At 71.7% G+C, this 26,807-nt stretch carries 28 protein-coding genes; 10 read left to right on the top strand and 18 right to left on the bottom strand.

What is annotated here, in order from left to right:
- Positions 1 to 227 precede the first annotated feature (227 nt).
- Positions 228 to 1,382: an adenosine deaminase gene (locus tag BLW14_RS11560; protein WP_093706871.1), complete on the top strand. Its 1,155-nt coding sequence runs from the start codon at positions 228 to 230 to the stop codon at positions 1,380 to 1,382.
- A 134-nt stretch (positions 1,383 to 1,516) separates the two neighbouring features.
- Complete coding sequence (locus BLW14_RS11555; RefSeq protein WP_018519132.1) at positions 1,517 to 1,831, top strand: hypothetical protein; 315 nt, start codon at positions 1,517 to 1,519, stop codon at positions 1,829 to 1,831.
- Between the two features lie 70 nt (positions 1,832 to 1,901).
- Here BLW14_RS11555 and BLW14_RS11550 read toward each other — a convergent pair whose 3' ends face one another.
- The 5 genes from BLW14_RS11550 to afsQ1 all read right to left on the bottom strand — a co-directional run bounded on the left by BLW14_RS11550 (position 1,902) and on the right by afsQ1 (position 5,708).
- A complete protein-coding gene (locus BLW14_RS11550) occupies positions 1,902 to 2,108 on the bottom strand; it encodes a PspC domain-containing protein (protein WP_093706869.1) in 207 nt (68 codons plus the stop codon).
- Positions 2,109 to 2,199: 91 nt separating this feature from the next.
- On the bottom strand, positions 2,200 to 2,748 hold the full coding sequence (locus BLW14_RS11545; RefSeq protein ID WP_093706867.1) for a VanZ family protein: 549 nt from the start codon (positions 2,746 to 2,748) through the stop codon (positions 2,200 to 2,202).
- A 139-nt stretch (positions 2,749 to 2,887) separates the two neighbouring features.
- Complete coding sequence (locus tag BLW14_RS11540) at positions 2,888 to 3,496, bottom strand: hypothetical protein (RefSeq protein ID WP_093706865.1); 609 nt, start codon at positions 3,494 to 3,496, stop codon at positions 2,888 to 2,890.
- A complete protein-coding gene (locus tag BLW14_RS11535; protein ID WP_093706863.1) occupies positions 3,493 to 5,034 on the bottom strand; it encodes a sensor histidine kinase in 1,542 nt (513 codons plus the stop codon). Before BLW14_RS11535 ends, BLW14_RS11540 begins: the two co-directional genes overlap by 4 nt.
- Positions 5,031 to 5,708 (bottom strand): two-component system response regulator AfsQ1, encoded by a 678-nt coding sequence (gene afsQ1 / locus BLW14_RS11530; RefSeq protein ID WP_026171255.1) that lies wholly within the window; start codon positions 5,706 to 5,708, stop codon positions 5,031 to 5,033. The genes BLW14_RS11535 and afsQ1 overlap by 4 nt, the downstream gene beginning before the upstream one ends.
- A 212-nt stretch (positions 5,709 to 5,920) precedes the next feature.
- Between afsQ1 and BLW14_RS11525 the strand changes: the two genes are divergently transcribed.
- Positions 5,921 to 6,664 (top strand): SigE family RNA polymerase sigma factor, encoded by a 744-nt coding sequence (locus BLW14_RS11525; protein ID WP_093706861.1) that lies wholly within the window; start codon positions 5,921 to 5,923, stop codon positions 6,662 to 6,664.
- Positions 6,665 to 6,863: 199 nt separating this feature from the next.
- Here BLW14_RS11525 and BLW14_RS11520 read toward each other — a convergent pair whose 3' ends face one another.
- A complete protein-coding gene (locus BLW14_RS11520; protein WP_093710698.1) occupies positions 6,864 to 7,484 on the bottom strand; it encodes an ATP-binding protein in 621 nt (206 codons plus the stop codon).
- A 177-nt stretch (positions 7,485 to 7,661) separates the two neighbouring features.
- Between BLW14_RS11520 and BLW14_RS11515 the strand changes: the two genes are divergently transcribed.
- Positions 7,662 to 8,090: a hypothetical protein gene (locus tag BLW14_RS11515; protein ID WP_093706859.1), complete on the top strand. Its 429-nt coding sequence runs from the start codon at positions 7,662 to 7,664 to the stop codon at positions 8,088 to 8,090.
- A 64-nt stretch (positions 8,091 to 8,154) separates the two neighbouring features.
- On the opposite strand, the gene BLW14_RS11510 is transcribed toward BLW14_RS11515, so the two are convergent.
- From BLW14_RS11510 to deoC, 3 genes are read right to left on the bottom strand one after another with little or no spacing between them, the layout of a single operon-like run.
- Positions 8,155 to 9,054, bottom strand: a complete 900-nt coding sequence (locus BLW14_RS11510; protein WP_093706857.1) for an aldehyde dehydrogenase family protein — start codon at positions 9,052 to 9,054, stop codon at positions 8,155 to 8,157.
- Entirely contained in the window at positions 9,044 to 10,483 is a 1,440-nt protein-coding gene (locus BLW14_RS11505) for an aldehyde dehydrogenase family protein (RefSeq protein WP_093706855.1), read from the bottom strand. Before BLW14_RS11505 ends, BLW14_RS11510 begins: the two co-directional genes overlap by 11 nt.
- Positions 10,484 to 10,488: 5 nt before the next feature.
- Positions 10,489 to 11,436: a deoxyribose-phosphate aldolase gene (gene deoC / locus BLW14_RS11500; RefSeq protein ID WP_018519122.1), complete on the bottom strand. Its 948-nt coding sequence runs from the start codon at positions 11,434 to 11,436 to the stop codon at positions 10,489 to 10,491.
- 135 nt (positions 11,437 to 11,571) lie between these two features.
- Here deoC and BLW14_RS11495 point away from each other — a divergent pair, with 135 nt between their 5' ends.
- Positions 11,572 to 12,210: a PH domain-containing protein gene (locus BLW14_RS11495; protein ID WP_093706853.1), complete on the top strand. Its 639-nt coding sequence runs from the start codon at positions 11,572 to 11,574 to the stop codon at positions 12,208 to 12,210.
- 49 nt (positions 12,211 to 12,259) lie between these two features.
- Here BLW14_RS11495 and BLW14_RS11490 read toward each other — a convergent pair whose 3' ends face one another.
- From BLW14_RS11490 to BLW14_RS11480, 3 genes are all read right to left on the bottom strand, one after another.
- Positions 12,260 to 13,906: a phospho-sugar mutase gene (locus BLW14_RS11490; protein WP_093706851.1), complete on the bottom strand. Its 1,647-nt coding sequence runs from the start codon at positions 13,904 to 13,906 to the stop codon at positions 12,260 to 12,262.
- Between the two features lie 140 nt (positions 13,907 to 14,046).
- Positions 14,047 to 14,871, bottom strand: coding sequence for a purine-nucleoside phosphorylase (locus BLW14_RS11485; RefSeq protein WP_093706849.1), 825 nt, complete (start codon positions 14,869 to 14,871; stop codon positions 14,047 to 14,049).
- Positions 14,872 to 15,025: 154 nt separating this feature from the next.
- Positions 15,026 to 15,463, bottom strand: coding sequence for a gamma-glutamylcyclotransferase family protein (locus BLW14_RS11480; protein ID WP_018519118.1), 438 nt, complete (start codon positions 15,461 to 15,463; stop codon positions 15,026 to 15,028).
- A gap of 274 nt (positions 15,464 to 15,737) precedes the next feature.
- On the opposite strand from BLW14_RS11480, the gene BLW14_RS11475 reads away from it, so the two are divergent.
- The gene (locus tag BLW14_RS11475) at positions 15,738 to 17,177 is read left to right on the top strand and encodes an NAD(P)H-quinone dehydrogenase (protein ID WP_093706848.1); all 1,440 of its coding nucleotides are present in this window, start codon (positions 15,738 to 15,740) and stop codon (positions 17,175 to 17,177) included.
- Positions 17,178 to 17,422: 245 nt separating this feature from the next.
- The gene (locus BLW14_RS11470) at positions 17,423 to 18,346 is read left to right on the top strand and encodes a DeoR/GlpR family DNA-binding transcription regulator (RefSeq protein WP_371128120.1); all 924 of its coding nucleotides are present in this window, start codon (positions 17,423 to 17,425) and stop codon (positions 18,344 to 18,346) included.
- Between the two features lie 31 nt (positions 18,347 to 18,377).
- On the opposite strand, the gene BLW14_RS11465 is transcribed toward BLW14_RS11470, so the two are convergent.
- On the bottom strand, positions 18,378 to 18,986 hold the full coding sequence (locus tag BLW14_RS11465) for a TetR/AcrR family transcriptional regulator (RefSeq protein WP_093706844.1): 609 nt from the start codon (positions 18,984 to 18,986) through the stop codon (positions 18,378 to 18,380).
- 123 nt (positions 18,987 to 19,109) lie between these two features.
- The gene (locus BLW14_RS11460; RefSeq protein WP_093706842.1) at positions 19,110 to 20,864 is read right to left on the bottom strand and encodes an acetyl/propionyl/methylcrotonyl-CoA carboxylase subunit alpha; all 1,755 of its coding nucleotides are present in this window, start codon (positions 20,862 to 20,864) and stop codon (positions 19,110 to 19,112) included.
- 372 nt (positions 20,865 to 21,236) lie between these two features.
- Here BLW14_RS11460 and BLW14_RS11455 point away from each other — a divergent pair, with 372 nt between their 5' ends.
- Complete coding sequence (locus BLW14_RS11455; protein WP_093706840.1) at positions 21,237 to 21,692, top strand: hypothetical protein; 456 nt, start codon at positions 21,237 to 21,239, stop codon at positions 21,690 to 21,692.
- Between the two features lie 5 nt (positions 21,693 to 21,697).
- Here the strand turns inward: BLW14_RS11455 and BLW14_RS11450 are convergent, their stop codons facing one another.
- The 4 genes from BLW14_RS11450 to BLW14_RS11435 form a co-directional block, all read right to left on the bottom strand.
- Positions 21,698 to 22,306, bottom strand: a complete 609-nt coding sequence (locus tag BLW14_RS11450) for a Maf family protein (RefSeq protein ID WP_093706838.1) — start codon at positions 22,304 to 22,306, stop codon at positions 21,698 to 21,700.
- 129 nt (positions 22,307 to 22,435) lie between these two features.
- Positions 22,436 to 22,564, bottom strand: a complete 129-nt coding sequence (gene mmpB, locus BLW14_RS35105; protein ID WP_093706836.1) for a morphogenic membrane protein MmpB — start codon at positions 22,562 to 22,564, stop codon at positions 22,436 to 22,438.
- Between the two features lie 77 nt (positions 22,565 to 22,641).
- The gene (locus BLW14_RS11440; protein ID WP_018519110.1) at positions 22,642 to 22,848 is read right to left on the bottom strand and encodes an acyl-CoA carboxylase epsilon subunit; all 207 of its coding nucleotides are present in this window, start codon (positions 22,846 to 22,848) and stop codon (positions 22,642 to 22,644) included.
- A 14-nt stretch (positions 22,849 to 22,862) separates the two neighbouring features.
- Entirely contained in the window at positions 22,863 to 24,446 is a 1,584-nt protein-coding gene (locus BLW14_RS11435; RefSeq protein ID WP_093706834.1) for an acyl-CoA carboxylase subunit beta, read from the bottom strand.
- A 133-nt stretch (positions 24,447 to 24,579) separates the two neighbouring features.
- On the opposite strand from BLW14_RS11435, the gene BLW14_RS11430 reads away from it, so the two are divergent.
- Together BLW14_RS11430 and BLW14_RS11425 are read left to right on the top strand one after the other, a co-directional pair.
- Complete coding sequence (locus BLW14_RS11430; protein ID WP_093706832.1) at positions 24,580 to 25,482, top strand: biotin--[acetyl-CoA-carboxylase] ligase; 903 nt, start codon at positions 24,580 to 24,582, stop codon at positions 25,480 to 25,482.
- Positions 25,483 to 25,607: 125 nt separating this feature from the next.
- The gene (locus BLW14_RS11425; protein ID WP_093706830.1) at positions 25,608 to 26,789 is read left to right on the top strand and encodes an adenylate/guanylate cyclase domain-containing protein; all 1,182 of its coding nucleotides are present in this window, start codon (positions 25,608 to 25,610) and stop codon (positions 26,787 to 26,789) included.
- Positions 26,790 to 26,807 lie beyond the last annotated feature (18 nt).

Raw genomic sequence — 26,807 nt, 5'->3', positions numbered from 1 at the left:
CAGTGTCAGACGCGTGCGTGTACGCCACCCCTGTTCGCGGTGTCTGTTACGTGCAGACCGCAGCAGCAGTAGCAGCGGCACCAGCAGCCGCCGCTCGCCTCGCCCGGGACCCGGTGTCTCCCAAGTGCCGCCACCAGTCGCGCCGCGCGAGGGGACACGAGAAGAAAGGGCCGTTCCGTTATGTATCGACAAGCGCGCTCTACGCGCGTAGGCGTTAGAGTGCGTGGATGATGAGCCCCACCCTCAATGTGCCCGGCCCGGACCAGATCCGGCGTGCTCCCAAGGTCCTTCTGCACGACCACCTCGACGGCGGGCTGCGGCCCGGCACGATCGTGGAACTCGCCGCGGCGAGCGGTTACGACGCCCTTCCCGAGACCGAGCCGGACAAACTCGGTATCTGGTTCCGGGAGGCCGCCGACTCCGGTTCGCTGGAGCGGTATCTGGAGACGTTCGCCCACACGTGTGCGGTCATGCAGACCCGTGACGCGCTCGTCCGGGTCGCGGCCGAGTGCGCCGAGGACTTGGCCGCCGACGGCGTCGTGTACGCCGAGGTGCGGTACGCCCCCGAGCAGCACCTGGAGGGCGGGCTGACCCTCGAAGAGGTCGTCGAGGCCGTCAACGAGGGCTTCCGCGAGGGCGAGCGGCGGGCCCGCCGGGACGGGAACCGCATCCGCGTCGGCGCCCTGCTCACCGCGATGCGGCACGCCGCGCGGTCGCTGGAGATCGCGGAGCTGGCCAACCGCTACCGCGACCAGGGCGTCGCCGGCTTCGACATCGCGGGCGCCGAGGCGGGGTTCCCTCCCACCCGGCATCTGGACGCGTTCGAGTACCTCAAGCGCGAGAACAACCACTTCACGATCCACGCGGGCGAGGCGTTCGGCCTGCCGTCGATCTGGCAGGCGATCCAGTGGTGCGGCGCCGACCGGCTCGGCCACGGCGTCCGCATCATCGACGACATCGAGGTCGCGGAGGACGGCTCCGTGAAGCTGGGCCGCCTCGCCTCCTACGTACGGGACAAGCGCATCCCGCTGGAGATGTGCCCGACGTCCAACCTCCAGACCGGCGCCGCTTCCTCGTACGCCGACCACCCCATCGGGCTGCTGCGCAAGCTGCACTTCCGGGCGACCGTGAACACGGACAACCGGCTGATGAGCGGCACGAGCATGAGCCGGGAATTCGAGAAGCTGACCGAGACCTTCGGATACACGCTCGACGACATGCAGTGGTTCACCGTCAATGCGATGAAATCAGCATTCATTCCTTTCGATGAACGTCTGGCGATGATCAATGACGTCATCAAGCCCGGATACGCCGAGCTGAAGTCCGAATGGCTTTTCGAGCAGACCGCTGCGACCAGCGTGTCTTCCTCGGTGGCCGACTGACGGAAGCGTATGGAAAACGGCCGGGGAAAGGTTTTCCCGGCCGTTTTCCGTGGTGGTGGATGTTTGCGGAGCGGGGCGGCGGCTGACTACGTTGCTAAGCCGCTCACATCCCCTTCCCCAAGGATGAATGTCATATGAAGCAGTCTGCTGCCAGGACTCTCGGCGTCGCCGCCCTCGGTGCCGCTTTCGCCGCTGCCGCCGCCGGCACCGCCTCGGCCTCCGCGCTGCCGCTGGAGACCGCGACGAGCGTCCTGCCCGTCGCCGGCGCCGTGGCCGACGCCACCTCGACGCTGCCGGTCCAGGACACCGCCGACAAGCTCCTCGGCACCAGCCAGACGCAGGTCCTGGGCGACGCCACCGCACCCGTCAAGGGCCTCCTCGGCGGCATGCCGGCCGGCGGCGTCTCCGCCAACGGCCTCACCGCCAACGGTCTGCCGCTCGGCCACTGAGCCGTCGCCGGAACGCGCCTGTGGGCGGACACCCCGACCGGGTGTCCGCCCACAGCCACGTGCGGGAGGTCTACCAGGCGGCCGTCGAGGACGACGGGCGTTCCTGGGGCAGCAGCAGCCACAGCGCCAGGTAGAGCAGGAACTGCGGGCCCGGCAGCAGGCACGAGACGACGAAGACGACACGCATCGTCGTCGCCGAGGTGTCGAAGCGCCGTGCCAGCGCCGCGCACACTCCGCCGATCATGCGTCCGTCACGGGGGCGGGCAAGTGCGGCCATGGTGGGCTCCTTCGCGAACCGTCGTGGGGAGCAATCCGTTGTGCTCCCGGTACCACCATGGTCGCGCGACGAACGGGGGCAAAGCGTCGCTCTACGGGGCCATTCCGACCCTGGAAATCGTCGGGGTCGAACCCTGAGCCGCTTCACGGCCCCGCCGCGACACCACCCGCGGCTCCGGTCCGCCGCGCCGCCGCAGGCGCGCCCGGCACGCCGGGACCACCAGGACGTGGGCGAGCGCCACGCCCGCCGTGTTCAGGAACAGCGAGTCGACATCGACCACCTGGCCCGGCACCCCGGTCTGCCCCAGCTCGATGGCCAGCGAGATCAGCGAACCGGCCGCGACCGTGCGGGCCAGCGACAGCCACGGGGACACGTACAGCCGCCCGCCGGCCACCGGGAGCAGTACGCCCAGCGGCGCCAGCAGCAGGAGACCGCCGCCGATCTGCCGGAACGCGGCGGCGGGGCCGAGGGACAGGTCGGCCTTGATGCCGGCGAACGGGGAGAGGTTGGCGGCGGTCACCCACGGCACGTCCAGCGGGCGCAGAGTGAGCCACCCGACGAGCAGCAGATGCGCGAGGAGCAGCGACACCCCTGCCGCGCGGAAGCGGATGACGGCCTGGCCGTCCGTACCTTGACGCACGAAGCCCTAGACGCGGGCAGCGGCAGGATCGGTTCCGCAGGGACCTGGGAGACCTGGCTCACGGTGACGGGCACGGCTCCGTTCCCGCCCGCGCCGGCCCGTACACCTCCGCACACCCCGGTCGCGCCCCGGAGACCTCCTACGGCACCCCGATCGAACTCGGTACCGCCTTGGGGCTGGCCTTCGTCTCCGCCGTGCAGAGGTAGCCGCGAGCCGGGTAGTCGCCCGGGCCGCCCAGGGTCACCGTCTCGCCGGAGGCCAGCGAGTCACTGTCCGCGAACGTGCAGACGATCTGGGCCAGGGCCTGGGCCGACAGGTCCTCCGGCTGCCGGCTGAGCCGCAGCGCGCTCTCCGCGTCGCCCGCGCGGGGACCGGAGACCCGCAGCGACCCGGGGACGTCCGTGGAGAAGCCCGCCTGCCGCTCTTCGGCTGTGGGCTGCCTGCGCAGCTCGTTCAGCAGCTCCGTGGCGACCCGCAGCCGGTCCGCCTTCGCCTCCTGCACCTGCACCGCCCGGTCCACCGTCACCAGCTGCGAGGCGCAGACCAGGTAGACCTGTACGGGAATGCCCCGCGCGGCCTGCGACGCGGCGTCCTCGGCGGGCATCGCGCACGGCACCCGGGACGGGGCGGCACCGGCGTCCACCGGCACCGAGGTCGTACGGATGCCGCAGCCCGCCAGTACGGCACAGAGTGCGGCACCTGCCAGGGCGGCGGCGGTTCGGTGTCCCCGGCGTTCGCTGCGCCTCACGTCGCGTCGTCCTCCTGGTGGTCCGGTATCGGTGCGTCGTCGTCCCCGCCGGTACGGCTCAGGGCCTCGGCGTCCCGCGGCAGGCGCAGCACGAAGACCGCGCCGTCGCCGTCGGGCGAGTTGCGTGCGGTGATGTCGCCGTTGTGGATGTGCGCGTTCTCCATGGCGATGGAGAGCCCGAGCCCGCTGCCGTCCGAACGCGGCCGGGAGGCGCTCGCCTTGTAGAACCGGTCGAAGACGTGCGGCAGGACGTCCTCGGGGATGCCGGGACCGTGGTCGCGGACCTCGATGACCAGCTCCTCGCCCTCGATGCGCACCGAAACCCGTACCGGCGAACCGCCGTGCTTGAGCGCGTTGCCGATCAGGTTGGCCAGGATCACGTCGAGCCTGCGCGGATCGAGGCGGACCGTCATGCCGCGCTCGGCGTCCAGCTCCACGGCGTCCAGCCACGCCCGGGCGTCGATGCACGCGGTCACCTGGTCGGCCACGTCCACGTCGTCGAGGACCAGACGGGCCGTACCCGCGTCGAAGCGGGTCACCTCCATCAGGTTCTCCACCAGGTTGTTGAGCCGCCGGGTCTCGCTGACCACCAGGTTCACGGCGGGCGCGATCATCGGGTCGAGGCTGTCCGCCTCGTCCTCCAGCACCTCCGTGACCGCGGTGAGCGCCGTCAGCGGAGTGCGCAGCTCGTGCGACATGTCGGCGACGAAGCGGCGGCTCGCCTCCTCGCGGGCGCTCATGTCCGCGACCTTCTTCTCCAGCGAGCCGGCCGTCCGGTTGAACGTCCGCGAGAGATCGGCCAGTTCATCGGTGCCGGACACCACGAGCCGGGTGTCGAGCTTGCCCTCGCCGAGCTTGCGGGCGGCGTCCCCGAGCCGCTGCACCGGCCGAAGCACGGTCGTCGCCGCCGCCTGCGCGAGCAGCGCGGAGCCGACCAGCGCGAGCGCCGTGGCGATCCCGAGCGACCAGGCCAGCGAGCTGAGGTCCTGGCGCTCCTGGTCGAGCGACTTCAGCATGTAACCCGTCGGCCCGCCGCCGATGATCTTCGTACCGGCGACGAGGTACGGCGTGCCGCGGATCGAGGTGCGCTGCCAGAACAGGTGGTACTCGTACTTGTTGCCCGCCTTGACCGGCTGCTTGCGGTCCACCTGCTCCTGCAGCGACCGCGGCACGTTGTCGCGGGTGAAGGTGTCCAGGTCGGAGTTGCCGACGATGGGCTTGCCGGCGTCGCGCTCGTCGATCAGGAGCACGCTGTAGCCGGGGCTGCTGCTCGCCATCTGCACGGCGGCCGTCTGCAGGTCCTCCTTGGAGGGGCGCAGCGGCAGCGAGGCCGCCCGGGTCTGCATCTCCTGCCGGAAGTCCCCGAGCGCCGCGTCCTGCGTGCGCGTCAGCACCGCCTCGCGGTTCAGCCAGTACGCGATCCCGGAGGCGGACACCGCGGCGGTCAGCGCGACCAGGCCGAACACGACGACGAGCCGCAGCCGCAGGCTGGTCCAGCGGAGCCCGGTGAGCAGGCCCCGCCGTACAGCCGTGCTCACTGCGGCGAGTCCAGCCGGTATCCCACGCCCCGTACGGTACGGATCAGGGTCGGCGACGACGGTACGTCCTCGACCTTGGCGCGCAGCCGCTGGACGCAGGCGTCCACCAGCCGGGAGTCACCGAGGTAGTCGTGCTCCCAGACCAGGCGCAGCAGTTGCTGCCGGGACAGGGCCTGACCGGGCCGGCGGCTCAGTTCGAGCAGGAGTCGCAGCTCGGTCGGCGTGAGCTGGAGGTCCTCGCCGTTCTTGGTGACGGTCATGGCGGACCGGTCGATCACCACGTTGCCGAACGTCGCGGAGTCGGTCGACTCCCGCTCGCCGCGGCGCAGCACCGCGCGGATACGGGCGTCGAGCACCCGCCCCTGCACGGGCTTGACCACGTAGTCGTCGGCGCCGGACTCGAGTCCCACCACGACGTCGATGTCGTCGCTGCGGGCGGTCAGCAGGATGATCGGCAGCTGGTCGGTGCGGCGGATGCGGCGGCACACCTCGAAACCGTCGATCCCGGGCAGCATCACATCCAGCACGACCAGGTCGGGGCGCTGCTCGCGCAGCAGGTTGAGGCCGTCCTCTCCCGTCGCCGCGGTGGCCACACGGTGGCCCTGGCGTGACAGCGAGAGTTCGAGGGCCGTGCGGATGGCGTCGTCGTCCTCGATCAGCAACAGGAAAGGCACTTGGTCATTCTGACCCATGGGGCGCCCCAGTTCGACAGTCGGACCCCCCTGATACGTGCCCCATACGTCCCTCATGCATCAGGAAGCGCGGGTTCGTGCCACCGCCGGGCCCTGTGACAGGCCTGTGACAGTCGGCGGACAGCGCCATGAAACTGCCCCGGCAAGCTCGTTGGCACAAGGAACGGACGGACTCCACCGATGGGGGGCGCGAGATGAACGCAACTCACAGCATCAACGCAAGCGCAGTTGTCACGCGTCTCCACGACGTCGGGCGGAGCACCGAGAAGTCCGGCGCCGCAGTGAACGGACGGGGGTGCGTTCGAGGCGCCGGGCGTCAGCACACGTCATTCATGACGGTGGTTGACGCGGGTAGCGGGGGAAGCGCGTACGGGGAGGACTCGGGGGAGCGGAAGGCACCGGAGAGGTCCGAGGACGCCGAAGCGGCGTTCACGGCCTACGTCCGGGAGCGCCGCGCCTCCCTGTACGCCACCGCCTACCACCTGACCGGGGACCGGTTCGAGGCCGAGGACCTGCTGCAGAGCGCCCTCTTCTCGACGTACCGGGCCTGGGACCGCATCAGCGACAAGGCCGCCGTCGGCGGTTACCTGCGCCGCACGATGACCAACCTGCACATCAGCGCCTGGCGCAGGCGCAAGCTGAACGAATACCCGACCGAGGAGCTGCCGGAGACGGCGGGCGACACGGACGCGATGCGCGGTACGGAGCTGCGCGCCGTGCTCTGGCAGGCGCTGGCGCGCCTCCCGGAGACGCAGCGCACGATGCTCGTCCTGCGCTACTACGAGGGCCGTACGGACCCCGAGATCGCGTCCATCCTCGACATCAGCGTCGGCACGGTGAAGTCGAGCATCTGGCGGTCGCTCCGCCGGCTGCGCGAGGACGAGGTCCTCAGCTTCGGCCGTGACGAGGAGGAGTCCTTCGGCGAGCTGGTGGCCTGAAGGCTGGGGGGAACGGGGGCGCTGCCGCGTCGGGGGACGCGGTGGTGTTGTTACGGGGGAGGCAACGGGGGACCGGGGATACGGGGGTATCCCGGGGGACAACGGGGATACGGGGAAGCTGCGGGGTCGGACGGGCCGGGGGGTCCTGTCCGGCCCCGCGGCGCGTTTCGGGGGCCCTGCCCCGGCCCCCCCCCGCTCCTCAATCGCCGGAGGGGCTTGCATTCGCCACGGTGGCCGCAGGCAAACGACACCGCCCCGCCGCCGCGGCGGCCAGGCGGCCCAGCGCCTCCGGCTTGGCGCAGGCGTGCGCGCCCAGCGCGACATGGCGGGCCACGATGCGGCGTTCCGTACGCATCAGGCGCCAGCCCCTCCGCAGCAGGAACGGGACCGACTTGCGGCCCTCGCGCAGGTCGCGCAGGAGGCGGCGGCGGAAGGTCGTCGAGGGGCGGCCGCGCAGGCAGAGGGCGTCGGCCAGCAGGCCCAGCGACTGGCAGCGGTCGATGATGTCCGCCGCGAAGATGCCCTCGGCCACGAAGAGCGGGGTGCGCCCGATGTGCAGGTCCTCGTGGCCGGTCCGGGAGCTGGTGGCGATGTCGTACACCGGGATGTCGGTGCGGCCGGTCCGGCAGAGTTCCGCGATCGCGGCGACCGCGGCGTCCGCGTCCCAGGAGTCCGGGGAGTCCCAGTCGATGTCCGTACTGCCGCCGACGAGCGGCAGGGTGGGGTCGCCGGCCTCCTTGTAGAAGTCGTCGAGCCGCAGGACCGGAAGGCCGGTGCGGGCGGCGAGGGACGACTTGCCGGAGCCGGAGGGGCCCGTCAGGAGGACGACGCGTGTCGAAAGCGCTTGGGAACTCACAGGACACGAGTGTGAGGCATTGACCCGAACAAGGGACCCCCCGGAGGTCCTGTTGGTATCGCGCATCACACCTCAACTACTCTTTGCATTCGGTCGATTACACGACCGATGGTCCGATCGTCCCGATCAGGTGGGAAATCCATGGCACGTCACGCACTTTCCAAGTCCCGGCGCCGCACCCTGCTGCGCGCAGGCCTGACCGTCACCGCGGTGGGCGCCGCGCTCGGCGCGGGGGGTGCGGCGGCCCAGGCGGCCCCGCTGCCCGTCGTCCAGGAGACCGGCACCGACGCCGTCCTCGGGGAGGCCACCGGGGCGACCGGCAGCGCGGTCACCGGGGCGCTCGGCCAAGCCCTGGGGAACGGCATCGCGCCCGTGACCCAGCTGCGGCTCGACCCGCTGGCCGGTACCGGCACGGACCCGCTGAACAACGCGGTGGGCACCCAGGTCGCCGACTTCAAGCCGCTCTCCACGGCGCTGGTCACCGACCCGCTGACCAGTGGCGGCGCCCTGAAGGACCTGCCCCTGGCGGGCCCGGTCGTCGAGGGGTTCGTGGATGGCCTGCACGGCTGACGGCGCGACGGCCCGTTCCCCGGAGACGCCTCCGGGAAACGGGCCGTGCCCGTCGCTTACGCCGTCAGTACGAGGAGCCCGAGGCGCCGAGCGCGCCCGTCGGGTGCCAGACGGTCTTCGTCTCCAGGAACGCCGTGAGGCGGTGCGTGCCCGGGTCGGCCGTCCAGTCGCCCTCGCCGTCCACAGCCTGTGGACGCGCCACGCGCTTCAGGTTGTCGGCCGCCGCGATCTCCAGCTCCTTCGCCAGCTCCGCGTCCGCGCCCGTGAGGTCGATGCCGTTCACGTCCTGGTGGGCGGCGAGCGGCGCCGCGATCTCCGCGGTCTTCCCCGACAGGATGTTGACCACACCGCCAGGCAGGTCCGAGGTGGCCAGCACCTCGCCCAGCGACAGCGCGGGCAGCGGGGACTCGGCGGAGGCCACGACGACCGCCGTGTTGCCGGCCGCGATCACCGGGGCCACCACCGAGACCAGGCCCAGGAACGACGACTCCTGCGGGGCGAGGACCGTGACCACACCGGTCGGCTCGGGCGTCGACAGGTTGAAGAACGGGCCCGCCACCGGGTTCGCCCCGCCCACGACCTGGGCGACCTTGTCCGTCCAGCCCGCGTACCAGACCCAGCGGTCCACCGCCGCGTCCACGACGGCCGCCGCCTTGGACTTCGACAGGCCCTCGGCCTCGGCCACCTCGCGGACGAACTGCTCTCGGCGGCCCTCCAGCATCTCCGCGATGCGGTAGAGGATCTGGCCGCGGTTGTACGCGGTCGCGCCCGACCAGCCGCCGAACGCCTTGCGGGCGGCAGTGACCGCGTCGCGCGCGTCCTTGCGGGAGGACTGGGGCGCGTTCGCCAGCCACTTGCCCTTCGAGTCCGTCACCTCGTACACCCGGCCGCTCTCGGAGCGGGGGAACTTGCCCCCGACGTACAGCTTGTAGGTCTTGAAGACGCTCAGACGGTTATCGGACATCGAGGTACGCCTCCAGGCCGTGACGGCCGCCTTCGCGGCCGAAGCCCGACTCCTTGTAACCGCCGAACGGCGAGGTCGGGTCGAACTTGTTGAACGTGTTGGCCCAGACGACGCCCGCCCGGAGCTTGTTCGCGACCGCGAGGATGCGCGAGCCCTTCTCCGTCCAGATGCCGGCCGACAGGCCGTACTGGCTGTTGTTGGCCTTGGCGACCGCCTCGTCCGGCGTACGGAACGACAGCACGGAGAGCACCGGGCCGAAGATCTCGTCGCGGGCGATCGTGTGCGCCTGGGTGACGTTCGTGAAGAGCGTCGGGGCGAACCAGTAACCGGCCGAGGGCAGCTCGCACGGGGCGCTCCAGCGCTCCGCGCCCTCCGCCTCACCGGTCTCCACGAGCGCGGTGATCCGGGCCAGCTGCTCCGAGGAGTTGATGGCGCCGATGTCGGTGTTCTTGTCCAGCGGGTCGCCGAGGCGCAGCGTGGACAGCCGGCGCTTCAGCGCGTCCAGCAGCTCGTCCTGGACGGACTCCTGGACCAGGAGGCGGGAGCCGGCGCAGCAGACCTGGCCCTGGTTGAAGAAGATGCCGGTGACGATGCCCTCGACGGCCTGGTCGATGGGGGCGTCGTCGAAGACGATGTTGGCGCCCTTGCCGCCCAGCTCCAGCGTGACCTTCTTGTCGGTCCCGGCGACGCTGCGGGCGATGGCCTTGCCGACGGCGGTCGAACCGGTGAAGGCGACCTTGTTGACGTCCCCGTGCTCCACGAGCGCCTGGCCCGCGTCGCCGTACCCCGTCAGGATGTTGACGACACCCTTGGGCAGGCCCGCCTGGCGGCAGATGTCCGCGAAGAACAGCGCGGACAGCGGCGTCGTCTCGGCGGGCTTCAGGACCACCGTGTTGCCCGTGGCGAGCGCCGGGGCGATCTTCCACGCGAGCATCAGGAGCGGGAAGTTCCACGGGATGACCTGTCCGGCCACGCCCAGCGGGCGCGGGTTCGGGCCGTAGCCCGCGTGGTCCAGCTTGTCGGCCCAGCCCGCGTAGTAGAAGAAGTGCGCGGCGACCAGCGGGAGGTCCGCGTCGCGGGTCTCCTTGATCGGCTTGCCGTTGTCCAGGGTCTCCAGGACGGCCAGCTCGCGGCTGCGCTCCTGGATGATCCGGGCGATCCGGAACAGGTACTTGGCGCGCTCGGAGCCGGGCAGCGCCGACCACTTCTCGAACGCGCGGCGGGCCGCCTTCACGGCCCGGTCCACGTCCTCGGCGCCGGCCCGCGCGACCTCGGACAGCACCTCCTCGCTGCTCGGCGAGACCGTCTTGAAGACCTTGCCGTCGGCCGCGTCGGTGAACTCACCGTCGATGAACAGGCCGTACGAAGGGGTGATGTCGACGACGGAACGGGACTCCGGCGCCGGTGCGTACTCGAATGCGGATGCCATGGGTATCAGTCCACCGTCACGTAATCGGGGCCGGAGTAACGGCCGGTGCTGAGCTTCTGGCGCTGCATCAGCAGGTCGTTCAGCAGGCTGGAGGCGCCGAAGCGGAACCAGTGGTTGTCCAGCCAGTCCTCGCCCGCCGTCTCGTTGACCAGCACGAGGAACTTGATCGCGTCCTTCGAGGTGCGGATGCCGCCGGCGGGCTTCACGCCGATCTGGACGCCGGTCTGCGCGCGGAAGTCGCGCACCGCCTCCAGCATCAGCAGGGTGTTCGCGGGCGTGGCGTTCGTGGCCACCTTGCCGGTCGAGGTCTTGATGAAGTCCGCGCCGGCCAGCATCCCGAGCCAGGAGGCCCGCCGGATGTTGTCGTACGTGGACAGCTCGCCGGTCTCGAAGATCACCTTGAGCCGGGCGGAGCCGCACTCCGCCTTCACGGCGAGGATCTCCTCGTACACCTTCAGATACCGGCCGGCCAGGAACGCGCCCCGGTCGATCACCATGTCGATCTCGTCGGCCCCGGCCGCCACGGCGTCCCGGACGTCCGCGAGCTTCACGTCGAGCGCGGCGCGGCCGGCGGGGAAGGCCGTCGCGACGGACGCCACCTTCACACCGGAGCCGGCCAGGGCGGCGGCCGCGGTGGCCGCCATGTCGGGGTAGACGCAGACCGCCGCGGTGCGCGGGGTCGTGCGGTCGGTGGGGTCGGGGTTGACGGCCTTGGCGGCGAGCGCCCGGACCTTGCCGGGGGTGTCCGCGCCTTCCAGCGTCGTCAGGTCGATCATCGAGATCGCGAGGTCGATGGCGTACGCCTTGGCCGTCGTCTTGATCGACCTGGTTCCGAGGGCGGCGGCACGCGCTTCGAGGCCGACCGCGTCGACGCCGGGCAGCCCGTGCAGGAAGCGGCGCAGCGCACTGTCGGACGCGGTCGCGTCGGCGAATGCGGGGAGGGTGGTGGGCATGGTCACCACATGAGCATATCTACGCGCGTAGCGACCTGTACAGGGGGCCAGGTCACCGGGGGTTCCCGCGCCCCTCCACCGTCTCCGGTGCGGCCGCCACCGCGCCGTGCGGGCGCGTCAGGCACAATCGGGCTCATGACGAGCCCCACGCCTCCCGAAGAGCCCACCTACGCCGACCGGACGTTCCGGTCGCCCGCCGGGCTGGCCGGTGGCGCCCTGCTGCTTCTGCTCGTCTGCCTGATCGGAGCCGACGCCATCGCCCGGGGCAGCGGGCGGACGCCGTGGATGGCGCTCGCCGGGATGCTGTTCGCCGTGCCGCTGATCGTCGCCTTCACCGTGCGCCCGGTGGTGGCCGCCAACGACCTGCGCATCCGCATCCGCAACCCGTTCCGCACGATCACGCTGCCGTGGAGCGACGTCGCCGATGTGCGCGCCCGGTATTCGAGCGAGCTGTTCACCCACGACGGCAAGAAGTTCCAGCTCTGGTCCGTGCCCGTGTCGCTGCGGCAGCGCAAGAAGGCCGCCCGCCGGCAGCACCGGCGGGCGATGGACGACCCCTACAGCCGTACGTCCACGAGCGCCGACGTACGCGACACCGAGGCCCGCACGGCGGTCGCCGACCAGGCCGTGGCGGACCTGCGCGAGCTGTCCGAGCGGGCGGGCGACACGGCCGTGGCCGAGGCGCCCAAGGCATCGGTGCGCTGGGCGTACGAGGTCATCGCGCCGGCCGTCGTCGGCCTGGTGCTGCTCGTGGTCCTCGGCGCGATCGGCTGAGGGCGGGCCCGCAGGCCCGCCCCCGTGTCTCTCTCCGATACCGGCCGGCTCAGATGCCGGCTGCGGCCGCCAGGTCGCGCTTGATGCCGTCGAGCAGCTCCGTGGCCCGTTCGCGTGCCGCCGGGAGCCCGGCGGCCGAGCCGACCGGCACCACGACCTCCAGGTAGCACTTCAGCTTCGGCTCGGTGCCGCTCGGGCGGACGATCACCCGGGCGCCGTCGAGGTGGTAGCGCAGCCCGTCCGTGGGCGGCAGCAGCTCCGTGCCCCGCGACAGGTCCTCGGCCGTGGCGACCTTGAGCCCGGCGAGGGCCACCGGGGGCTGTTCGCGCAGCCGGCGCATGGCGTCCGCGATGAGCGTCAGGTCCTCCACCCGCACCGACAGCTGGTCCGTCGCGTGCAGCCCGTGGTCCACGGCGAGGTCGTCCAGCAGGTCCAGGAGCGTACGTCCCCGCTCCTTGAGCACGGAGGCGAGCTCGGCGACGAGCAGCGCGGCCGTGATTCCGTCCTTGTCCCGGACGCCCTCCGGGTCCACGCAGTAGCCGAGCGCCTCCTCGTACCCGTAACGCAGCCCCTCCACGCGGGCGATCCACTTGAAGCCCGTCAGGGTCTCCTCGTACCCCAGGCCCGCCTTCTCGGCGATGCGGCCCAGCAGCGAGGACGAGACGATCGACTCCGCGAACACGCCGGTGGCGCCCCGGTGCACCAGGTGGGCCGCGAGGAGCGCGCCGACCTCGTCGCCCCGCAGCATCCGCCAGCCGCCCTCGGCCGCCGGGTCCGGCACGGCGACGGCACAGCGGTCCGCGTCCGGGTCGTTGGCGATGACGATGTCGGGGTTCACGCGGCGCGCGGTGGTGAACGCGAGGTCCATCGCACCGGGCTCCTCGGGGTTCGGGAAGGCCACGGTGGGGAACGCGGGGTCCGGCTCGGCCTGCTCCGCGACGAGCACCGGGGCGGGGAAGCCGGCCCGGTCGAACGCGGCGGTGAGCACGGAGGCGCCGACGCCGTGCATCGCCGTGTACACGACGCGGGCGGTACGCGGCGACCGCGCGTCGAGCACGGCGTCCGTACGCGCCAGGTACGCCTCCAGGACCTCGTCGCCCAGGGTCTCCCAGCCGCTTTCGGGGCGCGGGACGGTGTCCAGCGGGCCGACCGCGGCGATGGCGGCGGCGATCTCGCCGTCGGCCGGCGGCACGATCTGCGAGCCGTCGCCGAGGTAGACCTTGTAGCCGTTGTCGCGGGGCGGGTTGTGGCTGGCGGTCACCTCGACGCCGGCGACGGCGCCCAGGTGCCTTATGGCGTACGCGAGCACGGGGGTGGGCAGCGGGCGGGGGAGCACCGCGGCCCGCAGGCCGGCGCCGGTCATCACGGCGGCGGTGTCCCGCGCGAAGTCGGCGGACTTGTAACGGGCGTCGTAGCCGATGACGACGAGACCGCCCGCCTGCCCCTGGTCCTTGAGGTACGCGGCGAGGCCGGCGGCAGCCCGGATGACCACTGCGCGGTTCATGCGCATGGGGCCGGCGCCCAGCTCGCCCCTGAGCCCGGCGGTGCCGAACTGGAGCGTTCCCGTGAAGCGGGCGGCGAGCTCGTCGGTGTCCCCGGCGTCGATGAGCGCGGCGAGCTCGTCACGGGTGTCGGGGTCGGGGTCCTCGGCGAGCCAGGCGCTGGCGCGGGCGAGGAGGTCCGGGGGTGTCGTCACGGGGTGCCTTTCGTGTGCGGTGCGCGTACGAAACCGGGGCGCTGCCCCGGGCCCCGCGCCTCGAACGCCGACGGGGCTACCTTTGAGCCTCTCCGGCGATCGAGGAGCGGGGGTCTGGGGGCAGCGCCCCCAGGACAGCCTCAGATCCGGTCCAGCACCCGCGCCAGCAGGGACCCCATCCGCGTAGCGGAATCGCGGCCCGCCTGCAGAACCTCCTCATGGTTCAGCGGCTCCCCGCTCAGCCCCGCCGCCAGGTTCGTCACCAGCGACAGACCCAGGACCTCCGCCCCCGCCTCCCGGGCGGCGATCGCTTCGAGGACCGTGGACATGCCGACCAGGTCGCCGCCCATCACGCGGACCATGCCGATCTCGGCCGGCGTCTCGTAGTGCGGGCCGGGGAACTGCACGTACACGCCCTCTTCGAGCGTCTCGTCGATCTCCTTGCACAGGGCGCGCAGCCGCGGCGAGTACAGGTCCGTCAGGTCGACGAAGTTGGCGCCGACGATCGGGGACGCCGCCGTGAGGTTGATGTGGTCGCTGATCAGGACCGGCTGCCCGGGGCGCATGCCCTCGCGCAGGCCGCCGCAGCCGTTCGTCAGGACGACGGTCCGGACGCCCGCGGCCACCGCGGTACGCACCCCGTGCGCGACGGCGGCGACGCCGCGGCCCTCGTAGAAGTGGGTGCGGCCCAGGAAGACCAGGACCCGCTTGTCGCCGATCACGTGCGAGCGGACCGTGCCGCCGTGGCCCTCGACGGCGGGTGCCGGGAATCCGGGCAGGGCGGTCACCGGGAACTCGGCGGCCGGAACGCCGAGCGCCGCCGCGGCGGGCGCCCAGCCGGAGCCCATCACGAGGGCGACGTCGTGAGTCTCGGCACCGGTCAGCTCGCGCAGGCGGGCGGCGGCGTCGGCGGCGGCGGCGTACGGGTCGCCCTGGATGTGGTCCGGAATAACAGATGCGTTCACGCGGATGAGGGTAACCGCTGAATCCCTACGCGCGTAGATGCCCCTGTACAGAGTCTTGCGGCATTCGTTCGTGTGTTCCGACAATCGGAGCCCGGGCCGGACGTCAAAGGGGCAGGTCGTCGCCGTTTCCGCGGCGGCCCGGGGGCCGCTCCGGTCAGCAGGGGCGCTTGCGGAGTTCCATCACATAATCGTGCGGCGCGCCCGCCGAGTCCGCCGCGTCCGCGATCTCGCCGAGGTACCGGGCGGACGGCAGGCCGCCCTCGTAACCGTTCAGCACATAGATCCAGGCCGGTTCCTCGCCGTCCAGGGTGTGCACCCGGATCCGCATGCGGCGGTAGATGTCGAGGCCGACGCCCTCCCAGCGGTCCATGGAGTCCTCGTCCATGGGGGCCAGGTCGTACAGGGCCACGAACACCTGCGAGCGGGGCGCCTCCACCACCGTGGCCAGCGCTCCCTCCCAGCCCATCTGCTCCCCGCCGAAGGTCAGCCGCCAGCCGTTCAGCCAGCCGGTGCCGCGCAGCGGTGAGTGCGGGGCGCGGCGCGTCATCAGCCGCGCGTCGAGGTTGCCGGCGTACGCGGCGTAGAGCGACATGTGATCGAGGGTACGGGAGGTGGCGGCGGGAGGCCGGGTTCCTGGGCGGAAGGCCCCCGCGAGAGGGGGGTTCAGGGGGTGGGGCGCAGGGGGGGGATCCGCCTGCCGCGACCGTGCGCCGCGCGCCCCGGCGCACGGATGGAGGGCCCCGGGGCGAAGCACCTTGAAGCGTGCGGGACAATGAAGTACGTACTGCATTCCCCCGGGGCGATCCCCCGGACCCCGGCCGGGACAGCAGACGGCCGTGGGACGAGAAACGCGAGGCGGACTTTTCGTGACCCGGATCGTGATCATCGGCGGCGGACCCGGCGGGTACGAGGCGGCCCTGGTGGGCGCCCAGCTCGGCGCGGACGTGACCGTCGTCGACTGTGACGGCCTCGGCGGCGCGTCCGTCCTCACCGACTGCGTGCCCTCGAAGACCCTGATCGCGACGGCCGAGGTGATGACCACCTTCGACTCCTCGTACGAGGAGCTGGGCATCATCGTCGCGGACGACACCCCGCACATGGAGCAGGCGGCGCGTGTGGTCGGCGTGGACCTGGGGAAGGTCAACCGCCGTGTGAAGCGCCTGGCGCTCGCCCAGTCCCACGACATCACCGCCTCCGTCACCCGCGCGGGCGCCCGTGTGATGCGCGGCCGCGGCCGTCTGGAGGGCCTCCAGGCCGCCGACGGCTCCCGCCAGGTCGTCGTCACGGCCGCCGACGGTACGGAGGAGACGCTCACCGCGGACGCCGTGCTCATCGCGACCGGCGGCCACCCCCGGGAGATCCCCGACGCGCAGCCCGACGGCGAGCGCATCCTGAACTGGACCCAGGTCTACGACCTCGACGAGCTGCCCAAGGAGCTCATCGTCGTCGGTTCCGGTGTCACCGGTGCCGAGTTCGCCGGCGCCTACCAGGCCCTCGGCTCGCACGTCACCCTCGTCTCGTCCCGCGACCGCGTGCTGCCCGGTGAGGACCCGGACGCCGCCGCCGTGCTCGAGGACGTCTTCCGGCGGCGCGGCATGAACGTCATGGCCCGCTCCCGCGCGCAGTCCGCCAAGCGCGTCGGCGACCGGGTCGAGGTGACCCTCGCCGACGGCCGGGTCATCTCCGGCACGCACTGCCTGATGGCCGTCGGCGCCATCCCCAACACCGCCGGGATGGGCCTGGAGGAGGCCGGCGTCCAGCTCAAGGACTCCGGGCACATCCGGACCGACAAGGTCTCCCGTACCAGCGCCCCCGGCGTCTACGCGGCCGGTGACGTCACCGGCATCTTCGCGCTCGCCTCGGTCGCCGCCATGCAGGGCCGGATCGCGATGTACCACTTCCTCGGCGACGCGGTGGCCCCGCTGAACCTGAAGACGGTCTCCTCGAACGTCTTCACCGACCCGGAGATCGCCACCGTCGGCTACAGCCAGGCGGACGTGGACGCGGGCAAGATCGAGGCCCTGGTCGTCAAGCTGCCGCTGCTGCGCAACCCGCGCGCCAAGATGCAGGGCATCCGGGACGGCTTCGTCAAGATCTTCTGCCGCCCCGGCACCGGCATCGTGGTCGGCGGCTGCGTCGTCGCCCCCCGGGCGAGCGAGCTGATCCACCCCATCTCGATCGCGGTCGACAACAATCTGACGGTCGAGCAGATCGCAAACGCCTTCACTGTGTACCCGTCCCTGTCGGGATCGATCGCGGAAGTGGCCCGCCAGTTGCACAGCCGTAAGCGCACGGGCGAGGCGTAACCGGCCCGGGAGGCCGGTCCCGGAGCGGTTGCGGGCCCGGCATTCCCCGGCAACTCCCGCCAAGTCGGGCCCTTGTGTGAACGCAGTCCGATCAGGAGACGACAACAAGACGGCCGCCTATACCACTTGGTGGCCACCTGTGTGCACAACTTCTGCTATTCGGCGCAAACTGCTGAAAACTCTCGCGCGGTCACGTTACTGTCAGTTTCGTGTTCGCTGCAGAACGTCGTCAGTTGATCCTCGAAATGGTGCGCGCCAACGGGGCGGTATCGCTCCGTGAGCTCGCCCGCGTCGTCCAGACCTCCGAAGTGACCGTACGGCGGGACGTGCGGGCGCTGGAGGCAGAAGGACTCCTCGACCGCCGGCACGGCGGTGCGGTCTTGCCGGGCGGTTTTACGCGGGAGTCCGGCTTTCCGCAGAAATCCCATCTAGCGACCGCGGAGAAGACGGCCATCGCCGACATGGCCGCCGGCCTCGTCGAAGAGGGCGAGGCCATCGTCGTCGGTGCCGGTACGACCACGCAGGAGCTGGCCCGCCGGCTCGCGCGCGTCCCCGGCCTGACCGTCGTCACCAACTCGCTGCTCGTCGCCCAGGCGCTGGCCCATGCCAACCGGGTCGAAGTGGTGATGACCGGCGGCACCCTGCGCGGTTCCAACTACGCCCTCGTGGGCAGCGGGGCCGAGCAGTCCCTCCAGGGTCTGCGGGTCTCGCGCGCCTTCCTCTCCGGGAACGGGCTCACCGCCGAGCGCGGGCTCTCCACGTCCAACATGCTCTCCGCGAGTGTGGACCGGGCGCTGGTGCAGGCCGCGGCGGAGGTGGTGGTCCTCGCGGACCACACGAAGCTCGGCTCCGACACGATGTTCCAGACGGTGCCGACGGACCTCATCACCCATCTGGTGACCGACGAGCCCGCCGCGCACGACGACCGCGCGGCGGCGGAGCTCCAGGCGCTGGCGGACCAGGGCGTACGGATCGCTGTCGCGGGCGGGGGAGCGGGGGCGGCCTCGTCGGCCGCCGCCGAATCGGGTGCGGGCGGGCGGCCCGCCAGGCGCGAGATGCCGTTGCCCGGGCAGCGGCGTACGCAGGGGCAGCCGTTGCGGGCGCTGGGGGAGTCGACGGTGGAGCGGGACCGGGACCGGGCGCGGGTGGCGGATCTGCGGCGGCGGTAGCGCGGGGGCGCTGCCCCCGGGCCCCCGCTCCTCAATCGTCGGAGGGGCTGGATTTTGGGCTCGTGGCCAAGCCCCGCAGCGTCAGCGTCAGCAGGCGGTCCGCCAGTTGGGGGTCGTCCGGGGACTGTTCCGCCGCCAGTGCGATCGCGTTGGTCAGTTGCATCAGGTCGTCGATCGAGACGTCCGGGCGGACCGAACCGGTCGACTGGGCGCGCGTCAGGAGGAGCGAACCCGCCTCGCGCAGCGGTGTGTTGCACCGGGCCAGCGCCGAACTCTCGTCGCGGCACGTCGACATGAGGGCCTGCGCCAGGCCGCGGTACTCACCCGCATGAGTGACGATCGCGCCCAGCCACTCCACCAGGGCGGCGCACGGGCGCTCCGCCTCGGCCAGTTCGCGGGAGCGGGTGATCAGGGAGGTCACCGCCTCCTGGAAGACCGCGCTCATCAGGGCGTGCCGGGTAGGGAAGTGGCGGTACAGCGTGCCGATGCCCACCCCCGCGCGCCGTGCCACGTCCTCCAGGGACGCGTCGGTGCCGTGTTCCGCGAAGGCGGTACGGGCCGCCGCGAGCAACCGGCCGTGATTGCGGCGCGCGTCGGCACGCATGGGCCGGGCCGGCGTCCCCGTCGTGCTCGTCGCCATGGTGCGGTCCCTCCTGTCTCCCCGGTCTCCAGGATGCCATCGCGCGGGCGGCGCCCGTCCCCGAATGCGCCGGTGCCCCGGTCACGTCCGAGGACATGACCGGGGCACCGGCGGGGAAGAGCGTCAGTCCTTGATCTCGCAGATGACGGCGCCCGAGGAGATCGAGCTGCCCACCTCGGCGGCCAGACCCTTGACCGTGCCGGAGCGGTGCGCGTTCAGCGGCTGCTCCATCTTCATGGCCTCCAGGACGACGATCAGGTCGCCCTCCTTGACCTCCTGGCCCTCCTCCACGGCGATCTTCACGATCGTGCCCTGCATCGGGGAGGCGAGGGTGTCGCCGGAGACGGCGGAGCCGGACTTCTTGGCCGCGCGGCGCTTGGGCTTGGCGCCCGCCGCGAGGCCGGTACGGGCCAGGCTCATGCCGAGCGAGGAGGGCAGCGAGACCTCCAGGCGCTTGCCGCCGACCTCGACGACCACCGTCTCGCGGCCGGCCTCGTCGTCGGCCTCCGCCTCGGCGGGAGCGGCGAACGGCTTGATCTCGTTGACGAACTCCGTCTCGATCCAGCGGGTGTGGACGCGGAACGGGTCGGCGGTGAACGCCGGGTCCACCACGACCGCACGGTGGAAGGGGATGGCGGTGGCCATGCCCTCGACGTTGAACTCCGCCAGGGCGCGGGCCGCGCGCTGGAGCGCCTGCTCACGCGTCGCACCGGTCACGATGAGCTTCGCCAGCAGCGAGTCCCAGGCGGGGCCGATGACCGAGCCGGACTCCACGCCCGCGTCCAGGCGCACGCCCGGACCGCTCGGCGCGTCGAACCTGGTGACGGTGCCGGGGGCCGGCAGGAAGCCGCGGCCCGGGTCCTCGCCGTTGATCCGGAACTCGAAGGAGTGACCGCGCGAGGCGGGGTCGTCGTAACCCAGCTCCTCGCCGTCGGCGATGCGGAACATCTCGCGGACGAGGTCGATGCCGGAGACCTCCTCGGTCACCGGGTGCTCCACCTGGAGGCGCGTGTTGACCTCCAGGAAGGAGATCGTGCCGTCGAGACCGACCAGGAACTCGACCGTGCCGGCGCCGACGTAGCCGGCCTCCTTCAGGATCGCCTTCGAGGCCGCGTACAGCTCGGCGTTCTGCGCGTCGGACAGGAAGGGGGCCGGGGCCTCCTCCACGAGCTTCTGGTGGCGGCGCTGGAGCGAGCAGTCACGGGTCGAGACGACGACCACGTTGCCGTGGGTGTCGGCCAGGCACTGGGTCTCCACGTGGCGCGGCTTGTCGAGGTAGCGCTCGACGAAGCACTCCCCGCGCCCGAACGCGGCGACGGCCTCGCGGACCGCGGAGTCGTACAGCTCCGGGATCTCCTCCAGCGTGCGGGCGACCTTCAGGCCGCGGCCGCCACCGCCGAAGGCGGCCTTGATCGCGATCGGCAGGCCGTGCTCCGAGGCGAAGGCGACGACCTCCTCGGAACCGGAGACCGGGTCCGGGGTGCCCGCGACGAGCGGGGCACCGGCGCGCTGCGCGATGTGACGGGCGGCGACCTTGTCACCGAGGTCCCGGATCGCGTGCGGCGGCGGGCCGATCCACGTGAGACCGGCGTCCAGTACGGCCTGGGCGAACTCGGCGTTCTCCGAGAGGAAGCCGTAACCCGGGTGGATCGCGTCCGCCCCGGAGTCCTTGGCCGCCTGAAGCACCTTGGCGATGTCCAGGTAGCTGGCCGCCGGGGTGTCACCGCCCAGAGCGAATGCCTCGTCGGCCGCACGGACGTGCAGAGCGTCACGGTCCGGGTCGGCGTAGACGGCCACGCTCCCGATCCCCGCGTCCCGGCAGGCCCGAGCAACACGGACAGCAATTTCGCCACGGTTGGCGATGAGCACCTTGCGCACGATGGCTCCCTCCTTGAAACAAGCTGAGTTTAGGGACAACCGACACGGTCCTACGACCCGTCCCCAATGGTGAGCTTGCCCACACGGAGTGTGATTCGAGGCGTGCTCGAGTCGCGAAATCCCTTGTGCCACCACGGTACGCCGGGTTCTGAAACCGCACAGTAGCGACCAGGTGTGGCCCAGGTCTCTATCGGCACGGGCAGCGACTTACCGTGATTCTTTGTGAGGTTCCCACTAAGGGGTGGGCAATTCTTTGCCCGGCGCACGAAAGCCCGGACGACTAGGGGTGCGCCGGGGTTCTCCCGGGCCCTTGTCGTGGCCATTACCCGTTAGTAAGGTCCGCGCTATCGCACGTACTGCTGGTAACAGGGGGTGAGCGCCGTGGTGCGCAGGCTGGTGGCTTTCATAGCCGCGCTCGTGCTGGCCGTGGAAGCGGTGGGCATTGTGATCATCAACGTGGTCATGGGCACGGTCGTGAAGAACCAGGACATGTCCCTGGCCGGTACGGACCCGGACATGATGTCCAAGGGCACCTGGGTGCTCGGCGGCGTCTCCGGGCTGTTCCTGCTCCTGTGCGCCGTGATCCTCGTGCTGGCCGGTGCCCGCGACCGGGCGCCGGGACGTGTCGCGCGGATCGTGCTCATCTGCTGCGCGGTCGTCCACGGGGTGCTCGGCGCGCTCACGGTCGGACTCGTCGGCTGGACGGCGTTCGTCTGGATGATGGTGGTGCTCGGCCTCATCGTGCTCGCCCTGGTGGCGTACGGCCCGGAGCCGGAGCCCCAGCCGAAGGCGGAGCCCGAGCAGCCGGCCGCGCCCGCCCCCGCCTGAAGGCTTCAGGCCCAGAGGTCGGTGACCGAGATCCCCAGCTCGCCCAGCAGGCGGCGCAGCAGCGGCAGCGACAGGCCGATGACGTTGCCCGGGTCGCCCTCGATGGAGTCCACGAACGGCGCCGACCGCCCGTCGAGGGTGAAGGCCCCCGCCACGTGCAGCGGTTCGCCCGAGGCCACGTAGGCGGCGATCTCGGCGTCCGAGGGCTCACCGAAGCGGACCGTCGTGGACGCCGTCCGCGAGACCGTGCGGCCGGTCGTGGTGTCCGTCAGGCTGTGCCCGGTCTGCAGGACGCCGGCCCGGCCGCGCATCGACTTCCAGCGGGCGGTGGCCTCCTCCGCGTCGGCCGGCTTGCCGAGCGCCTCGCCGTCGAGCTCCAGCACGGAGTCGCAGCCGATGACCAGGGCGCCGGCGGCCTCGGGGAGCGCGGCGACGACGGCCGCCTTGGCCTGGGCGAGGACGAGGGCGAGTTCGGCGGGGGTGGGGGCGGTGAGGGCGTCCTCGTCGACGCCGCTGACGATGACCTCCGGTTGGAAGCCGGACTGGCGGAGGAGGCCGAGGCGGGCCGGGGAGGCGGAGGCGAGTACGAGGCGCTGGGCGGTCATGACCGCCATGGTACGGAGGCGGGATCCGTGCGGGTTCGTCGCGGGGGCGCTGCCCCCGGGCCCCGGCTCCTCAATCGCCGGAGGGGCTTGAAGCGCCCGCCGGGCGAGCGATTGCGTCTGCGAGAGGCAGGTGGGTGATCAGCGCGTGCCCAGTACGAGCATCGCTACGACCATGGCCAGTGCCAGGATCAGGCCCGCGCGGCGCATCATGTCCTGCGCGTCGCGGAGTTCCTTGGGGGGCTTGTTCTCGGGGTCGGACCAGAGCATGACTTGATCCTGCTGCGCGGGCCTCGGGCGGCGCCTGAGTACGCGTACTCAACCGCCGCCCGACCGCGTCACCAGGGCTATGCCGGCCAGTACGTACGGGCCCAGGCGCGCGGGCCCGGCAGGTGGCGGCCTCGTCGGGCCAGGCGGCTCGGGTGGGACCAGCCGGCAGGCGGTTCCGGGGTGCCGGACGACACGGCGGAGACCGCCGCCGCACGGGCCTGGACCACCGCGAGCGCGGCGGCCAGCTCCTCCGGGGTCGGGTTGCCCCGTACGACCTTGATCATGGCCAGGACCCTTTCTAGAGGGGGATGTTGCCGTGCTTCTTGGGCGGCAGGGACTCGCGCTTGGTACGGAGCTGGCGCAGGCCCTTGACCACGTGTGCCCGGGTGTCGGACGGCATGATCACCGCGTCCACGTATCCGCGCTCGGCCGCCACGTACGGGTTGAGGAGCGCGTCCTCGTAGTCCGCCATCAGCTCCGCGCGGGTCGCGTCCTGGTCCTCGGCGGCGGCGATCGTGCGGCGGTGCAGGATGTTGACCGCGCCCTGGGCGCCCATGACGGCGATCTGGGCGGTCGGCCAGGCGAGGTTGATGTCGGCGCCCAGGTGCTTGGAGCCCATCACGTCGTACGCGCCGCCGAACGCCTTGCGGGTGATCACCGTGATCAGCGGGACGGTCGCCTCCGCGTACGCGTAGATCAGCTTGGCGCCGCGGCGGATGATGCCGCCGTACTCCTGGTCGACGCCCGGCAGGAAGCCCGGCACGTCCACGAAGGTCAGCACCGGCACGTTGAACGCGTCGCAGGTGCGGACGAAACGCGCCGCCTTCTCGCTGGCGTTGATGTCCAGACAGCCGGCGAACTGCATCGGCTGGTTGGCGACGATGCCGACCGGGTAGCCCTCGACGCGGCCGAAGCCCGTGACGATGTTCGGCGCGAACAGGGCCTGGGTCTCCAGGAACTCGCCGTCGTCCAGCACGTGCTCGATCGCGGTGTGCATGTCGTACGGCTGGTTCGCCGAGTCCGGGATGAGCGTGTCCAGCTCGCGGTCCTCGTCGCCGACCGTCAGGTCCGCCTCCTCCGGGAAGGCCGGGGCCTCCGAGAGGTTGTTCGACGGGAGGTACGACAGCAGCGACTTGACGTACTCGATGGCGTCCTTCTCGTCGCCCGCCATGTGGTGCGCGACGCCGGACGTGGTGTTGTGCGTACGGGCGCCGCCCAGCTCCTCGAAGCCGACGTCCTCACCGGTGACCGTCTTGATGACGTCGGGCCCTGTGATGAACATGTGCGAGGTCTGGTCGACCATCACCGTGAAGTCGGTGATCGCGGGGGAGTACACCGCGCCGCCCGCGCACGGGCCGACGATCAGCGAGATCTGCGGGATCACACCCGAGGCGTGCACGTTGCGCCGGAAGATCTCCGCGAAGAGACCCAGCGCCGCCACGCCCTCCTGGATGCGGGCGCCGCCGCCGTCGTTGATGCCGATGACCGGGCAGCCGGTCTTCAGCGCGAAGTCCATCACCTTGACGATCTTCTCACCGTAGACCTCGCCCAGCGAGCCGCCGAAGATGGTGAAGTCCTGCGAGTACACGCAGACGGGGCGGCCGTCGACCGTGCCGTAGCCCGTGACGACGCCGTCCCCGTACGGGCGGTTCTTCTCGATGCCGAAGTTCGTCGACCGGTGCCGGGCGAACTCGTCGAGCTCCACGAAGGAACCCTCGTCGAGCAGGAGATCGACGCGCTCGCGCGCCGTCAGCTTGCCCTTCGCGTGCTGCTTCTCCACCGCGCGCGCCGACCCCGCGTGGGTCGCCTCGTCGATACGGCGCTGCAGGTCCGCGAGCTTGCCCGCGGTCGTGTGGATGTCGATCTCTTCCGGCTCGGACATCGGGTGGCGGCTCCCTGCCTGGTCACGGGGACGACTTGGCTGCTGATCAGCGGATGAACAGCTACTGATCCGTAGCGTATCGGCGCCGATACCGTTCGGCAGTGCGTCCTTTGACACACCTAGGGTGGCTTGCATGACACCTTCGGATGCGCCACAGAGCCGTTGGTCGGACCTGGACCGGCCGCCCCTCAACGTTCCCGCGCTGCGCCGCGGACTGCTGCGGCCGGGCGCGCTGTGGACCGCCCTCGACGTCGTCGGGTCCACCGGTTCCACCAACACCGATCTCGCCGCGCGCGCGGCGGACCTCACCGAGGGCACGGTCCTGGTCGCCGAGGAGCAGACCGCGGGCCGCGGCCGCCTGGAGCGCAGCTGGACGGCGCCGGCCCGCTCCGGCCTGTTCTTCTCGGTGTACCTGACCCCGGGGAACGTCCCCGCCGAGCGCTGGGGCTGGCTGCCGCTGCTCACCGGCGTCGCCGCGGCCACCGGGCTGGCGCGCGCGGCGGGCGTCGACATGGCCCTGAAGTGGCCCAACGACCTCCTCGTCACCATCCCCAAGGACTCCGACAAGCTCCGTCCGGGGGAGACCCCATCCGGCCAGGAGCGCAAGACCGGGGGCATCCTCGCGGAGCGGGCCGGTGACGGCGTCGTCATCGGCATCGGACTCAACGTCTCGCTGCGCGCCGACGAGCTGCCCGCCCCCACCGCCGCATCGCTCGCCCTGGCCGGCGCGGTATCCACCGACCGCGAGACGCTGCTGCGGGGCGTCCTGCGGTCCCTGGAGCACTGGTACGGGCTCTGGCGCGACGCGGACGGCGACGCGGCGGCGAGCGGGCTCCAGGAGGCGTACGCGGCGGGCTGCGCGACCCTCGGCCGCACCGTACGGGCGCAGCTGCCCGGCGACCGCACGCTCACCGGCGAGGCGGTGGCCGTCGACGGCGACGGCCGGATCGTCCTGGCCACCGGCAACGGGCTCCGCGAGCCGGTCTCGGCGGGCGACATCGTGCACCTGCGCGGCGCGGAGGGCGGCCTGACCTGAACCGCCGGGGCCCCGTCCGCGTGCCCTGAGGACGTGAGGTAGGGCACACCTGCCGTATCGTTGAGGTGATCCACCGACGGACAGATCGGCAGGGCAGTGCGCAGGGAACGGGCAGGAGGCGGCTGGTGACCGTCGACGACACGACCTCCGGCGATGGCGCGCAGCAGTCACCGGACCCCTCGGTGCACGCCACGCCGCACCACGAAGTCGACCACACGGCCGAGCCGACCGACGATCCCCTCGCGATCCGGCTTGAACAGCTGATCCTGGGCGCCGACCGGCGGTACACCCCGTTCCAGGCGGCCCGCACCGCCGGCGTCTCGATGGACCTGGCCTCCCGCTTCTGGCGGGCCATGGGCTTCGCGGACATCGGCCAGGCCAAGGCGCTCACCGAGGCGGACGTGCTGGCCCTGCGGCGGCTCTCCGGTCTCGTCGAGGCGGGGCTGCTCAGCGAGCCGATGGCGATCCAGGTCGCCCGGTCCACCGGGCAGACCACCGCCCGGCTGGCCGAATGGCAGATCGACTCCTTCCTGGAGGGCCTGACCGAGCCCCCCGAACCGGGCATGACCCGCACCGAGGTCACGTACCCGCTGGTCGAACTGCTCCTGCCCGAGCTGGAGGAGTTCCTGGTGTACGTGTGGCGGCGCCAGCTCGCCGCCGCCACCGGCCGGGTCGTGCAGGCGGCCGACGACGAGGAGATGGTCGACCGGCGCCTGGCCGTCGGCTTCGCGGACCTCGTCGGCTTCACCCGGCTGACCCGCCGCCTGGAGGAGGAGGAGCTCGGCGAGCTCGTCGAGTCCTTCGAGACCACCTGCGCCGACCTGGTCGCGGCGCACGGCGGGCGGCTCATCAAGACCCTCGGCGACGAGGTTCTGTTCGCCGCCGACGACGCGGGCACCGCCGCCGAGATCGCGCTGCGGCTCGTCGAGGCGATGACCGCGGACGAGACCATGCCGGCGCTCCGGGTGGGCATCGCCTTCGGCACGGTCACCACCCGGATGGGCGATGTCTTCGGCACGACCGTGAACCTCGCCAGCCGGCTCACCTCGATAGCACCGAAGGACGCGGTGCTCGTCGACGGCGCGTTCGCCGAGGAGCTGACGCGTACGGGCGAGGCCCCGGTCTCGGAGGCGCGGGCGGCCGAGGAGGCCGCTGCGGCGGCCGAGCGGGCCGAGAAGGAGGGCCCGGACGCCGAGATCGCCCCCGTGCCCAAGTACCGCTACGGGCTCCAGCCGATGTGGCAGCGCCCGGTCCGCGGCCTCGGCGTGGTCGAGCCCTGGCTGCTGGCCCGCCGCGGCGCGTCCTGAACCGGCAGGTCCTGACCT

This window comes from Streptomyces sp. 2131.1 (genome assembly GCF_900105515.1).
Taxonomy (GTDB): Bacteria; Actinomycetota; Actinomycetes; order Streptomycetales; family Streptomycetaceae; genus Streptomyces; species Streptomyces drozdowiczii.
The sequence above is the reverse complement of the archived record's forward strand: the minus strand, read 5'-3'. Positions and strand labels throughout refer to the sequence as shown.